Source organism: Iocasia fonsfrigidae, from assembly GCF_017751145.1.
GTDB classification, from domain to species: Bacteria; Bacillota; Halanaerobiia; order Halanaerobiales; family DTU029; genus Iocasia; species Iocasia fonsfrigidae.
The window spans coordinates 1,777,187-1,792,961 of the sequence record NZ_CP046640.1 but is presented as its reverse complement, the minus strand read 5'-3'; the positions used below and the strand labels follow the sequence as shown (position 1 = coordinate 1,792,961).

Here is a 15,775-nt window from a genome sequence, read left to right as displayed (position 1 = left end):
TAACCTCACTTGTCAAGAACTTTTATTTTATTTCAAAAATCATTTTCCAAGTGCTGTTAACAGCGACGTTTTACATCTTATCATCTCTGTCGATTACTGTCAAGTAGTTTTTTTTTGAAATAATCTTTTTATCATGCAACTACTTAATAGTTCCAACAACTTACCGCTTTTAGCGGCGACAAGATATATCTTAACATCTCTATCTCTTCCTGTCAAGGGCTTTTTGAGGTTAAGGAAATTCAAATATAAATCCTAATTATTAATTTTAATATAGAAACTTATTTCCTGATGATGACCCTCATTATCTACAACATGAAGGGTATGTTTCCCATGTTCTGGTAGTAATAACTTCTGATGTTTTCCAGTAGTACTCCCTAAATATTCTTGATCTAAATACCAAAATAACTTACTATTCTTACCAGTATGGGCTACCTTAAAGTTTACCTTCTGGTACTTTCCATCTGCCCCCCTGGGAATTGAAATTATACTATCTTGTTGGGGGTAAATAAACTCAATTGGATTACCATTACTAACACTAGGACAATCCTGCTTATGAGGTAAAGTGGTATAAACCTCATTCCCTCTCTCTTTTAAATAGGCTACTACCTGGGGTGGATAAACTAATTTTAAACTTTTGGCTAAGTCATCTCTATCCCAACACAGTGAACAAACCTCATAAGTCCCCGCTCGATTAGTATAAATAAGCTTTTCATAAGGAGAATATATCAAAGGCTGGGCTGATTTTGAGACTAAAGCATCTGTTAAATTTCCTAATCCTTCATTAATAATCTTATCTCTAATTCGATAACCAGTTTTAGTTGATACTTTTATTTTTTTTAAATCTCCTTCGGGTTCAGCAAAAAAATCCTGATAATAATTTTTGGGTAAGGCATTAAAAACACTAAAAAATAATGGTGCTGCTGCATTTAACCCGCTTATTTCCTCATTTTCTTGGCCATCAAAATTACCTATCCAGACTGCAATCGTCCACTCAGGGCTTACCCCAACAGCCCAGGCATCTCTATTCCCATAACTAGTCCCTGTTTTCCAGGCAATTCGCCATTTAGAAGAATAATCCCGCCAAAAATATTCTAAACCTGGTCGTTTCAGATCATCAATAATATTTAAAGTTAAATATGCTGAACCTTTACTAATTAGTTGTTTTAACTCCCCATTCTTACCCTTAGCTAAAACATGTAATCCAGAAAACCTACCATAATTCCCTAGCCCCCTATACAAAGCTACCATATCCCACATCTTAACTTCTGCTCCACCTAAAATTAAAGGGAGGCCATATCCCTTAGCATCTCTAAATAATGTGCTTACCCCCGCCTCAGTAAGAAAATTGTAAAACTCTGTAACCCCATAGTCATCCAATAAACTAACCGCGGGGGCATTTAAGGAATTAATTAAGGCCTCTCTTGCAGTAACTACTCCTTTAAATCGGTGATTAGCATTATATGGGGAATATGCCCCATAACTAACAGGAATATCCTCTATCTTACTCTCTGGAATAATTAATCCTTCATCCATAGCTAAGGCATATAAGAATGGCTTTAAGATTGAACCACTGGATCTTTTAATCTGCACCCCATCAATCTTCCCGGAATGTTGTTGATCAAAATAATCATTAGAGCCAATATAGGTCTTCACTTGCCCGGTTCTAGTATCAGCAATTAATACCGCACTATTATTGACCCCTTTTTGTTTCATCTTTTCCATATAATTTTTAACAAGATAATTAACCTGAATCTGCATTTTTTTATTGATTGTAGTCTTAATCAGATCCTGATTCAACTTATTTTTAAGACTCCTGGTTAAATGAGGTGCTGCTAAATTAAAAGGAACTTCTCGATTTGGAATCTCCTCAGCTTTAGCCAATCTACAGGTCATATCATCAATTATACCCCTGGCCTTTAATTTATCTAATAAACCATCTCTTTTCTGTTTCAATCTCTCCCTACCTCTAGTAGGTGTAATTAAACCTGGACTATTAGGTAACACTGCTAATAGGGAAGCCTGACCCCAGGTAAGCTGATCAGGTTCTTTACCGAAATACCTTAAAGAAGCAGCTTTATAACCGATTATATTTCCCCCATAGGGGGCATGGGTCAAGTATAATCGTAAAATTTCTTCTTTACTATACGTATTTTCTATTTTTAAGGCCTGTATTATTTCAATTAGTTTGTTACTAATTGTTCTTTCTTTTGCCCTGGTCAAACGAGCTACCTGCATAGTAATTGTGCTTGCTCCACTCACTTTGCTCCAGGCCTTTAAATCCTGAACAACTGCTCTAGCTACCGCCAGGAAATCAATCCCTATATGATTAAAAAATCTCTTGTCTTCAAAGTTAATTACTGATACCTTTAATTTTTTAGGAATCCCTTCTTCAACTGGCGGAAAAATCCACTGGTCTTTAGAATTTAAAAATATCCGTAAATATTCACCTGATTCATCAACTACTACTGTACTATAGTCATCCGGAAACAGAGGGACAGGCAGCCTACTTAGCTGCCATACCCCTCCACTTATCAATATAATCAGAATTAAACTTATTAAAATCGACCTTTTAAGCTTTATCTTATTCATTAATTACTTCCCCTACTTAGAACTTTAACTCTTGTTCCTGCTGTATTAGCTTTATATTTATTATTATACATTGCCTCTACTACTGTTGGCGGTAAGTAAAATTCCCCTACTGTCACAGTATTAATCTTAACTACAAACTCATAGTCATAATCATAATCCCCCATATCAAAGAACCATCTAATTCTATCATCTCTAATATCCATATATTCTTCATTATCCAAATCATAATCATCCATCCATTCAGGTAAACCTGAATCTGATAAACGGATATTTTCTATTTCCCAACCCGCTGGTAATATCTGAACCAAAGCCATCTCATTAATCTCTTCATCCACTGTTTTATCTACTGTAAAGTGGCCCCAGAAAGTAGTACCTTGTTCTAAATTACCAGGATCAATTTTATTTCCTTCCTCATCTAACCACTCTACCTGTAAAGCTAGATTTTTTTCTGATGGCTCTATTTCACCTCTTAAAGGAATCCCCTCCCATTCTAAAATAGCAAATAAAGGTGTTTCCATATTATTTCTCACTTTTACCTCCTTACCATAACTATCTGTTACAGGAAGGTTAGTAATCTTTTCAGCTGTATTAACTTGCTTGGTTACCCCTTTAGCAGAGATAACTTCTGCTTCTAAACCATCATCTTGATCATCTAAGGCAATTAAATACTTACTGGTGGCAAGTAATGAATAAGCAGTAGTCTGAGTTGAATACCAATCCTCTGAAGATAATTCTTTAGCAATATCATCGTATAAAACTAAACCTGTATCATATTTCTTAAAGCAAGTCATAATATCCAACATAATTGCTTTATCCCTCAAACTTGACCCATAAGTTCCAGCAGTTTCCTGATAATCTTCAACTTTAAAATCTAAATCTGCAATCAACTTGTTAGCTATCTTATCATAACCAGCTATTTTATAAGCGCCTGCTAAAAAGAACTTAGCAGTATTATTCATTTTATGTAATTCATTTTCCCGCATATAGTTCATTTCACTAACAAGTGATTTGTTAACTAAAGCAAGTAAATATAAACGATAAGCCCTGGTTAAACGTCCACCCTCTTTATCTTTACTCTGCTCCCTTTGATACTTTAGCCAGTCAGTAAACATATTATCTGGAACAGAATATCCATGGGCCTGGGCTTCAATTAAGAAATGTCCTACATAATTAGTACCCCATAAGCTGGCATGATTTCCATTAGGCCAGTAAGAGAATCCACCATTAGCTAACTGAAATTTTCTAAAGCGATTAATTGCTGCATTAATATTCTTATCAATTTCCTCAATTCGCTCCCTGCCTATTGGTAAAACCCCTGTCAAATAAAGCTGGGGAAAAACACTGGAAGTTGTTTGTTCAATACAACCATAAGGATATCTAATTAACCATTTTAAACGGTGATTGAGATTAAGGCTCCTGCGTTTAGACAAACTGACTTGAGCATAATTAGTATTTTCAATTCCTTTATTAGGAACCTTAAAAGAAACTTCTTTTCCAGCCTTAATTACCTGTTTGCTCGCCTTATATGTGTAAGGATTGTAAGGTCTAACTGCCAGATTAATTGCCTTCCCACTATGGTAATTATGTTTTTTATCTACAGCCGTAAATTCTATTTTAGCTTCACCAACACCATCTTTAGCCTTCAGGTCAAATTCTATATCCTTATTAGCTACACCATTAAAATGAAGCTGTTTTACTTGATCACCGATTATTTCAACTGGCCCTTCTACCTTCATTGTCACCTGCACATCAGTTAAATCATCTGCCATCCCAAATACAGTAACTGGCACTTTAATCTTATCTCCGGGACCTAATACCCTTGGTAAAGTAGGCATTAACATCAACTCTGTTTTTACAGGTATATTCTTCTCTACTTGCCCATAGTTTCCTTTATTAGCTCCAATAACCATAACCCTTACACTGCCAATATAGTTTGGCATTTTAAAATCAACTTCTGCATGACCTGATTGATCAGTCTTTAATGGACCTTTAAATAAAGCAACCGGTTCAAAGCGGTCCGTCTGTTCAGCCTGTAACTGTTTCTCTTGATATTTTTTAGACATCCCGCCACCAATGGAAAACACATTATAGATATAACCACAATCCAAACCGATAATGTCAGAAAAGGTATCAAAAGTCTTGGTGATCAAGCGCTCTTTTTGAAAGAAATAAGCTAGAGGATCAGGGGTTCTGAAATTAGTTATATCAAGTAATCCCTCATCCACCACTGCAATTGTAAATTGTGAGGCCCTCTGATCTTGGGTTTGAACTTCAATTTTAAACCCTTCTTTAGGTCTGATTTCTTCGGGAGTCTTTAGTATATAATTCAAACGCGCATCTTTCTTATTTACCTTGAGTGATTTTATCCCATACATCCTAATTGGCAGATCATTTCCATTGTCCTGCCGCTGATAAACTGAAATAAATACATAAGCATTAGGGATATACTCTTTTTTGATTGGTATTTCAAGAATAGTCTGATTCCCTTTAATCTCTTCCCATCTCTTATCAAATAGTTGCCCATTCTTCTCTACAGCTAATAAAATCCTACCCTCTTTAGGGGTATCAAGAACAATTTTAGCTATCTCTCCTGGATAATACTCCTCCTTATCAGATTTTAATGTCACAATATCAGCACTCTGTTTTGTCCCACTATCTCCCCACCAGTAAGATCTAAAGAAATAACCGGCCTTATGACCACCATTGACATCTTCTACTTCTAAAAACAACTCCCCATAATCATCAAGTTCATATTCTAAAGAAGCCAGATTTTCCTTAGAAGTCAAAGTACCTTGAGCAATTACCTCAGTATAGCTATCATTCTTGAAATGCTTTCTAAAGGAATCTCGGTCATCATACTCCCACCACCAATAACGACGCATTCGATAAATCTTGTACTTTAATTTTTCACCAGCAATTAATTCACCATCTTTAGAGACCAGTGCTATATCAAAGTTTACTTTATTGCCAATTTCTAAATCACTGTCTTCTAATTCCCTAATTCCTACATAGCGATCATAAACTTCAATGGGAATCCATTTAGTCGCCGGAACTGGTCTCCCACCTTTCTCCAAGACTTTACTATTAATATTAACCCTCAAGGCAGAAGGTACATCATGAATTTCTGGTAATTTCCAACTTATATCTGTTCTTCCCTCTTTATTAAGTTCTTTATTAAATTTTTCACTACTAATTGGACTAAAATACTGACCGGAATTAGTAAAAGTAAAATGTTTAAACCTATCAAAACTCACCTCATAAGGCTCAATTTTAATTATAGTCTTACTATCTAAGCCCTGAGCTGGGGCACCAAATAAATACTTAGAAGATAAAGAAAAATTAACTTTAGAATCACTTAATTTCAATTTTTCCTTTTCCGGCTCAATATTGACCTCTATTCTGTAAGGCACTACTGATTCAACCTTTAATTCTTTATAAAATGACCGACCAGCAATTTCTGCTTTCATTTCCCAATTTCCAGTTAAATCTGTCTTTTTAGTAGCAAAAGCAAAAGTATAAAAACCATCTTCAGCCTTTCGACTGGTCTCTTCATAAACTAATTTGCGTTTAGGGTTATATACCTTTAAAGTTACTGGATGATTACTTGGGAAGGTATTATCTTCATTCCTGACAATTACTGATAGATTAATTTTATCACCTGGTCTATAAACCCCCCGATCAGTATACATAAATGTTTTAATACCAGCTTCATTATTAATACCACCTGTATTAAATAATGAACTATCTAATTTTGTTTCACCAAACTCTAAAATAGATAAGTGCCGTCCTTTTTCTACCACTAAATACTCGGCTTCTTTATTCAAGACACAAATCCCATTTTCATCAGTGGTTGCTACTTCTATCAGTTCAGCATCATGATCATAATCATCATAATTATCTCCATCATCGTCTCCATAATCACCATCATCATCGGATCTGTCATTATAATCACCTGTACCATCATACTCATCTTTCAGCTTAACTATTGCATTCTCTACCGGCCGGGCTGTTAATAGATCTGTTACAAAAACATAGGTCTTATTAGCTGTCTTTTTGACTGTTACCCCTAAATTACTGAGAATAATATGTTTAGTCTTCCTCCCATTTGATCTAACATAAGATTCAGCGTCATAGTCATCCCAATCTTTCGGCATATATAGGGTATCATCTTCATCAAATTCAAGCTGTACAATATATAATCCCGGCTGACTTTCTTCTATTGCTGATGATAGATCAAGCTGGGAAGTAATCCATTTATTCTTTTCTTCACCAATCTTAAGGCTTTTAACCTCTATTACCTCCCCTGCCCATTGAAATGAACGTTCATCATATTCATCATAACTATCACTATTGGGACGATAAGAATGCCGTTCTATGAATTCAATTAGATTATGGGAACTAACTTTCTTTAATTTAGCTGTAACTCGTCTAACATTCATAGTCTGAAAAGTTATTTTTTGTTTTTTAGCTGTCGTTAAAAACATTCCTGATTGAGCAAACCTAAGTTTAGGTTCTATATCAGAAATTTTGACTGTAAAGTCTACATTTTTAGTAGTAGCTAATTTACTGCCCAATTTCCCTTTAATTCCTTTAAATACTTTAATTCTATACTTTTGATCGGCTTTAAACTCACCAGCTAGTATTAAGGCCCTACCGTCAACATTTACCTCATAATCAAGTCCTGGTTCTACATTTAAATATGCTTCATAATTTAAATCTTTAGCCAAGTCATCTGAAAAAATCATCCTGATATTGGAATGATCATCAACCTTTTCTTCCTCAATATTTAATATCCTTAAGGGACCTATTGCTGGTAAAAGATAACTCTGTTTAAAATCTTTATGTAATCCTAACTTTTCTTTCTTGATTACTAAGGAAAAGTTTTGATCCTCTTCAGTCTGAGTCAGCAGGTCTGAAACCAGTGTGAAATTGTAATTATCAGCTGTTTTAACTTCTAAATCCATCCTTTTAGAGCCTGTAAACCCTATCGCTTCTTTGACTACATCTTTATCTTCCTTTTCAGCCAGCTTAAGCCTAGCAACAAACCTGGCTTTCCCTTGATTACTACTACCTGTTAATTCAAATTCACCATCTAAACTTTCTAAATACTGTCCTAAGGTTTTAAACTCAATTCCTTTTTTTACTGGAGAAACCTCTTCTAAATTAAGAAACAATTTATCTAAGTGGATAAATCCTGTATAATCCTGATTCTTTACTAACTTTTCTTCTGGTTTAAAAACTACTGTTTGTTCATCACTCCAATAAACTTCCCCTTTTAATTCAGGAATAAAAGTAAATATACCCTTATTTTTGATTGTCTCCCCTACATATCTTTTATACACTTGTGGTTTGGCAAATCTAACGGCAATCTTATCATCTGATTTTATTAACCCTGATGTAACACGAATTATTTTTTTATCCTGTTTTTGATTCATCACCATTTCACTTACTTGATCTTTACTTAAGATCATATTTTTCCCCGCTAATACACCAAGAACCATTATAAGTAACAATACAGTTAAGGTTACTTTTATATTGTTAGTTAATAAATCTTTTATTTTATTAAACATTTATATTCCCCCTATTTTTTTTATATATTTCATGTATAAGGTTAAATCAATATCCCTACCTTATTTCTTAGAGATACTTCTGGCTAAACCTTTATACCTCCTAGCACTATAATTCATATCCCTTAAAGCCCTCCAGGACCAATTGAAAAATTTAACCTTCCACTGGCTGCCCACTGTATTTGTTTCAATAGAAGTTATTCCATAATTATTTTTAGTAACATAAAAAAACATATGTCCATTCTTAACAAGCATATCCATTAATGCTAATTGATTATAAGTAATTTTCTCGGCCAATTGACTGCTGTAAAGAAACTTCCAGGAAGGCTCTCTAGAATCCAAATCTAAAACAACTGATATCAGTCCTGAACAATCCAGACCAGTTGTTCGAGGTACATAATTAAGGGTAACCCCTACATTACCCACAATAGCTCCTTTGCTAACTGCATCTACAAAGTTTTCCCATTTTTGACTCTTGCTTTTAGTTTTTAGGGAATCATATCCTCCCCAGCAATACGGTATTCCCGTCATTTTTCGTTTTTCTTTTATTTTTTTTAAATAAATTGGTGTTACAACATCACTTAGTTTATTTGTATTAGATTTAGGGTCATAAGTCCATTTTAAATTAATAAGTTCAATAGCTTTATTATACAAATTTTTTCTAACTGCTAAATACTTATCTTCCACTGAAGAAAAATTATCAATAGTAGTCATATCTTGTGTATTATTAGCCGCTTCTAGTACTTTCAAGTCACTGTTTTCTTTAAATTTAAGTTTAAAAACCTTAAGTTTATTCTTTTTTACCAATAATTGAAAAACATCCCCCGATTTATTAATATCTAAATACTTAAATGGAACAATATAATTTTTTTCATCAACAGTATCAGCTATTCCAAATAATTTTCCAGTATTGTTAAACCTATAAATTCGTTCTTTGATTTCAATTTTGTCATTTTTATCTCTCACCTCTGTTCCCAGGATATATATATATCCCTGCTCATCAATCCCTATCAACTGTTTATATATCTGCCCTTTTAAATCCAGCTTAAATTTATCCATATTTATTTCTTTTTTTTCTCCACTTCTAAATAAATTAAGAAAATTAGTATCATATAAAACAGATATTTGTTTATCCTGATAGTTATTGACTAATCTTATAGGCATAGTCTTGTTAAATTTATTTCTTTCCTGAATTGCCATTTTAATCATAGTTGGGATATCATATTCATTCAATTCACGTCCATCTTCAAGAAAAATCTCTCTTATTTTACCCTGATCCTCAAATATGTATAATAAATCATTATTAATACCTATATCCCTGGGTTGATAAAAATTAGAGATATCAATTTCCTGCTCAAATTTATTTTTGCAATAGACTATAATCTTTCCTGTAGCAAAATTAGATAGATATATTTTCTCTTTATCATCAACTGTAAAAGTCTCAATACCTGCCCTTCTTAAAATGCTTTTACCATTATTCCTTAAAGAATAATCTATTTTTGAATTATTCGTAATTAAATCAATACTTAATACTTCTTCATAGTTAATATCTTTATTAATACTTTTATTTGAAGAATATACTATAATAGAATTAAATAATTGTATTAAAATAATAAATACAATTAAGAAGAAAATCATCTTAATATTACTTTTCACAATATCACCTCTACTGCCTCTTTTGATTCAATTAAGAATAAAACAATATACTTTTTTATTATTTTAACGGACATATTAAAGTTATTTTATTCTTTAAACTTTTTAATTCAGTGATAAAAAATATTAAAGAAATAATAAACATCAAAGATGCAATTACAATATTTAAAAACAACCAACCATTAAATTCAATTTCAATATGAAAACGCCACATTATATATAAAGGTACAATAAGTAATAACATATTACTTATATAAATTACCGCCAACTTTAATTTTTTAGCTATTGATTGTAAATAAACAAAGATAATACCTTTGAATAAAAGAAGGGGAATTATAAAAATATAATAATTAAGAACCTTTCTTGCCGTATCAATCATATTTAGGTCATGAACAAATAAATTCAGGATATTTTTAAAAAATATTAGTGGAATTAATAAACTTAATACTAATAAAGGTAAAATTAAAGCACAGTTAAATAATAATTTCTTTGTTCTAATAAAATTATTTTTAGTATAGTTATAAGTAAAAACAGGTCTAAGCCAGCAAAAAACACTAAGCAGTGAAAGTACAGGTATATATATATTTGTATTTATTAAACTAATACTCACTAATTGCTCTATACTAAAATTAGTAAAACAGTTTATAAATATATTATAAAAAGTTTGGCTTAAAAAGAACAAATAGGGAAATATACCCATAAGAAGAATATCTAAAGATATCTTTCTTAATTTTAATTTATTCCACCTTAATTTAGGGACATTACTCTCCTTTTTAGTAAAATGATTTAAAATTAAAAATACTATAATTAGGTCTGACAAGTTAAACAATAAAGCCCGATAGATAATCCCTAAATCAAATTTAATATCTATCCCCTCTTTAACTAATCTAGTCTAACTTTTCTTTTAAACCTAACGATTTACTCAAAAAAATTGTTTATTCTAATTTCTTCCCTTTCCATATTATTTGCTTGAAAAAGTTCTTTTCTTTGATATTTTAAAACACCAGCTTTTATCAAATGTTTTTCCCCAATCGGATCCCAACTTTATTATTATTATTATTATAATCTTTACTTTTTGTAATACTAGCATCTATATTATTCACCAATTTATAATGTACATCTAACGGATAACCCTTTATTCCTATCTTTTCAGCCTTTTATGTATTTTATAATGTTAATTTTAATCTTGGATACTTGAAACCATAAAATGTTCTAGATAAATAAAGTTATAAAAATTAACAATTAAATACTATTAAGTATTTCACTAACTGTATTACTGCTAAGTCTTACTTTCACATCAGATTCTTCATTATGATTATACTTACCTTTTTCATTTATTATATAAAATTCAAAACACAAATACCCTTCATGACATTCTTGACAATAATGTAATATTCCATTGGCAAAGATTTCACTAGTATTCTCTCTTTCAAATGGATTTGAATCAATAATTTCCATAATTCTTGATGAATTCTCAGTTTTTTCATCACAATACTCTATAATATTGTTAATCTGCTCCTGAATATTATCAACAATCTTTAGTAATTCCTTTTCTTTCATGTATTTACTACACTTTTTACAATAAATAGCAGATTCAATAAAAGCACTGTATACAACATATCCGCCAAATAAAAAACCGAAAAAATCCAACGCAAAAAATAACCAGTTTACAAACTTATTCCCTTCTACATTTCCTATTGTATGCCTTTTATGACTAAAACTTATTGATTGAGAATTTACTTTATCAATCAAAAAGTTAAAAAAGTTTACTTCTTGGTTTGTATCTTTAAAGTAGAATTCACTAACATGACTCCCTTTGAACCTATAATTGTAACTATAATCATCATCTATATAAGTCACCTGATAATACCCAAATTGTACAAGAAAAAACATTAAAACAGCAATTATTACCAGTACTTTAATCTGTTTCTTGGCAGGTTTTATATTTAATCGTTTTATCCCTAATGAATATCCAGAAGTCATTATCGCACCAGAAATTATTGAGCCAACAGGAATTATAAAAAACAAACTTAAAGAAGTCAATTCAAACCCAATAAGAATCTTAATTCCAACTAATATACTTACTCCAACTAAACAACTTAATAACGAGAATAAAATTAACAACATAATATATACCTCTCAATTTTTTGATTTTTTATAAATATAAATAATACTTTTTTCTAAACTAAAATTTAACTTTTTCCACTCTCCCCTCATACCCTCTTTAATTCTGCTCGTCAAGACAACTATGAACAAAAAGGTTTTTTGAACCTAATCATCAACACTATAATATAAATACCAATTTCCTTCAATATGTCTAAATTTGTAATATGCTAAAGGTTCATCCTTCTCTCTCTCCTTCTGGTAATCCTCATCCAGGTTTCTTACCACCTCTAAATGTGCTGGAATTTGCTTTTCACAATATTCATAGCCCTTGGCTGCACCTGTTACACTAAGACCTACCGCATAGACATTAAATGCAATATTTTCATTCTTATCATAGCTTTTTATCTGCTTAATCTTTAATTCTTTTAATAAATCCCTATACTCTTTTTTCCTTTCTTCACTGATAGCATCCATAGGAGAGATTGTTTTCTGAGAAATATAGCCCAATTCTTTATCCTGCCTAAACATAGTAATTAATTTCTTGAAATCACTTCTATGTTCTCTAAAATTATTAATTAAAATATCATCAGCTGGAGCTGAATCACAGGCAGTTAATAACAATAGTATTATACTTATTAAAAATAGAAAAACAAGTTCAAATCGCTTATTATACAATTTTAAAATCTCCTTTATAGATCTGTGTTAAGTTTCTATACTCCAGTTAATAATATGGTTAAATAATTAAAAATCATATTAAAACAAAATACCACAGGTACTCCGCATTATGAATAAAAAAAATGAAATTATAGCAAATTTAATAAATTTACACAAACACAATCACTATTATATCTTTATATATAAAAAGATTTAATAGGTCTTTAGAATCATATCGCTGTTCTGCAAAAAATTTCTAAAAATAATATACTCTATTCATTTAATAAAGAAAATTATAATCATCAAATATGATAAAGCAATTTTTTACTCAAAGTAAAAGGATCCAGGGGTTAACTTATAACCCCTGGACCCTTTTATTCTCTTATTTAAACAAATATTTATTGTTATCTAATATTGAACTATTTATCTCCTTTGCTCTTACTGCTGCCATGATAATTATTTATAGCATCTTTAAGGGCATCTGTAGCCAGGTTAGAACAATGCATTTTAGCAGGTGGTAAACCATCAAGGGCTTCTGCAACAGTATTTTTGCTTATCTGGAGGGCTTCATTTATTTTTTTGCCCTTGACTAATTCGGTAACCATACTACTGGTAGCAATAGCTGCCCCACAACCAAAGGTTTTGAATTTTATATCTTCAATAACATCATCATCTTTTATTTTAAGATAGAGTTTTATAATATCTCCACAGACTGCATTCCCTACCTCACCTACAGCATTAGCATCTTCTATCTGACCAACATTACGCGGATTATTAAAATGTTCCATTACTTTATCAGAATACATTATAACCTCCCCTTTCATTGAACGATTATGTCAATTATACACTATATAATGGAGACATATCCCTGATTTTCTGTATTATTCCCGGTAATACCTCAAGTAGATAAGTAACATCTTCTTCAGTATTATTAATTCCCAGGGTAAGTCTTAATGAGCCATGAGCAATTTCATGTGGATGTCCAATAGCCAGAAGAACATGTGATGGATCAAGAGAACCAGAAGTACAAGCTGAACCACTTGAAGCAGCAATACCCAACATATCAAGATTTAATAAAATAGATTCCCCTTCAATATATTTGAAACAGAAATGAACATTATTGGGTAAGCGTTTTTCACCTTCTGGACCATTTAAAATAACATCATCAATCTCCTTATTTATACCTGATATCAATCTATCTCTCAACTTCTTAATTCTTTTATTTTTATTATCCATATTTTCTAAGGCTAATTCAGCAGCCTTTCCTAAACCTACTATACCCGGTACATTCTCCGTACCACCTCTGCGTTTCCATTCCTGGGCACCACCTGACATTTGAGGTGTAAGTTTACTACCTTTTCTAACATATAGAGCACCCACACCCTTAGGGCCATTAATTTTATGAGCCGATAATGATAATAAATCTACCTGTAAATCATTAACATCTATTGGAATTTGACCAACTGCCTGCACAGCATCAGTATGGAAACAAACATCTTTTTCCCGTGTAATTTTAGCAATTTCTTTAATAGGTTCTATAGTTCCTATTTCATTATTGGCCATCATTATTGTAACCAGTATGGTATCGTCTCTAATTGCCTCCTTCACATCAATAGGGTCAACAAACCCTTTTTTATCAACATCCAGATAAGTAACCTCAAAACCAAGATACTTTTCAAGGTATTGACAGGAATGTAATACAGCATGGTGTTCAATTTTTGATGTAATTATATGGTTCCCTTTAGACTTAAGAGCCATCGCAGTCCCTTTAATAGCCAAGTTATCGGCCTCTGTGCCTCCTGAAGTAAAAATAATCTCCCTATCACTACTGGCCCCAAGTAAACGTGCAACCCTTTCTCTCGCTTCACCTACAGCCATAGCAGCTTCCTGAGCAGTTGTATAAACACTTGATGGATTACCATAAGAATTAGTAAAATATGGTTTCATGGCTTCAAATACTTCCTCTGCAACAGGTGTTGTTGCTGCATTATCTAAATATATCTTGTTCATTATTATCACCCCTTAGATATGGTATATAAAATTCCCTTGATTAGCTTGATAATCTCGCTTTAAGCTGGCTAAAGTAACTGAATCAAAAAACTCATCAATTTTCTCCTTAACCTGTATCCAGAGTTTCTGTGTAACACAATTACTATTATAATCACAATCATTATCATCTATTACACATTCAGCCGGGGCAATCGGACCTTCCAGTGCTGTTATAATATCCTTAACTGTAATTTCTTCAGCTGGATGGTTTAACAGATAACCCCCCTGTGCTCCTCTCACACTCTTAACAAGTCCTGATTTTCTCAAATTAGCAAACAACTGCTCTAAATACTGTTCAGATATTTTCTCCCTTTCAGCAATCTCTCTTAAAGGGATTGCCCCTATGTTCTCATGTACAGCTAAGTCAATCATCGCTCTCAAACCATATCTTCCCCTGGTAGAAATCTTCATAACTGTCACCCCTGTATGAATTCCTAGTAATCTTATCAACTTTCTAATACTATTTTAGCATAGTAGTTACAAACTGTCAATAATTTCTCCCAAATACTTAAAAAATACTCCTCTAAATCTTATAAATAAACCCTTTCAACAACTCTTATATCCACTTTATTACCAGTATGTTCGATCAATTTTTTTTCCAGTGTTTGATAATTTACAGGTCTGATTAAAACATTTATATCTCCACCATCATTTTTATAATCAGTAGACAATATCTGACCACCTACTGCTTCAATCTGACCCAGGATAGTACCGATTAATTGATAGGTTCCTGAAATAATAAGTTTATCAAATAGTTCAAGCTTTTTAATGCCTGCTTCCTTAATAGCAAGTTTGGCACTATTACCATAGGCCCTTATCAAACCACCTATACCTAATTTAGTACCTCCAAAATACCGTGTTACCACTATCACGGTATTACTAAGACCTTCACCTTCAATAGCCTGTAATACAGGAGGCCCAGAGGATCCAGCTGGTTCACCATCATCATTAGAATATTTTATTGCCTGATCACCAGTACCCAGTTTATATGCTGAAACATTATGGCTAGCATCATGATATTTGTTCTTAATATTACTAACAAAGTCATTCGCATCTTCTTCATTATTTATAGGGGCTATACTAGCAAAAAACTTACTATCTTTTACTTTATTTATCACTTCAATCCTACTGGCTGCTGTATAAAAATATTCTTCCAC

10 protein-coding genes are annotated in these 15,775 nt (G+C 32.1%); all 10 read right to left on the bottom strand.

Annotation, left to right across the window (positions count from 1 at the left end; translation table 11 throughout):
• Window positions 1-252: 252 nt before the first annotated feature.
• Window positions 253-2,589, bottom strand: a complete 2,337-nt coding sequence (gene pbpC / locus GM661_RS08515; RefSeq protein WP_230869617.1) for a penicillin-binding protein 1C — start codon at window positions 2,587-2,589, stop codon at window positions 253-255.
• Window positions 2,589-8,159, bottom strand: a complete 5,571-nt coding sequence (locus tag GM661_RS08510) for an alpha-2-macroglobulin family protein (RefSeq protein WP_230869616.1) — start codon at window positions 8,157-8,159, stop codon at window positions 2,589-2,591. The genes pbpC and GM661_RS08510 overlap by 1 nt, the downstream gene beginning before the upstream one ends.
• Before the next feature lie 60 nt (window positions 8,160-8,219).
• Complete coding sequence (locus GM661_RS08505; protein WP_230869615.1) at window positions 8,220-9,812, bottom strand: hypothetical protein; 1,593 nt, start codon at window positions 9,810-9,812, stop codon at window positions 8,220-8,222.
• A gap of 58 nt (window positions 9,813-9,870) precedes the next feature.
• Window positions 9,871-10,509, bottom strand: coding sequence for an MATE family efflux transporter (locus GM661_RS19180; RefSeq protein WP_407929655.1), 639 nt, complete (start codon window positions 10,507-10,509; stop codon window positions 9,871-9,873).
• A gap of 542 nt (window positions 10,510-11,051) precedes the next feature.
• On the bottom strand, window positions 11,052-11,936 hold the full coding sequence (locus GM661_RS08500; RefSeq protein WP_230869614.1) for a hypothetical protein: 885 nt from the start codon (window positions 11,934-11,936) through the stop codon (window positions 11,052-11,054).
• Between the two features lie 144 nt (window positions 11,937-12,080).
• Window positions 12,081-12,590, bottom strand: coding sequence for a hypothetical protein (locus GM661_RS08495; RefSeq protein WP_230869613.1), 510 nt, complete (start codon window positions 12,588-12,590; stop codon window positions 12,081-12,083).
• Window positions 12,591-12,988: 398 nt separating this feature from the next.
• Window positions 12,989-13,375, bottom strand: coding sequence for a Fe-S cluster assembly scaffold protein NifU (gene nifU / locus GM661_RS08490; RefSeq protein ID WP_330165246.1), 387 nt, complete (start codon window positions 13,373-13,375; stop codon window positions 12,989-12,991).
• Window positions 13,376-13,409: 34 nt separating this feature from the next.
• Window positions 13,410-14,579 (bottom strand): cysteine desulfurase NifS, encoded by a 1,170-nt coding sequence (nifS, locus tag GM661_RS08485; protein ID WP_230869612.1) that lies wholly within the window; start codon window positions 14,577-14,579, stop codon window positions 13,410-13,412.
• A gap of 12 nt (window positions 14,580-14,591) precedes the next feature.
• A complete protein-coding gene (locus GM661_RS08480) occupies window positions 14,592-15,029 on the bottom strand; it encodes an RrF2 family transcriptional regulator (RefSeq protein WP_125989929.1) in 438 nt (145 codons plus the stop codon).
• 119 nt (window positions 15,030-15,148) lie between these two features.
• Window positions 15,149-15,775, bottom strand: a complete 627-nt coding sequence (locus tag GM661_RS08475; protein ID WP_230869611.1) for an IMPACT family protein — start codon at window positions 15,773-15,775, stop codon at window positions 15,149-15,151.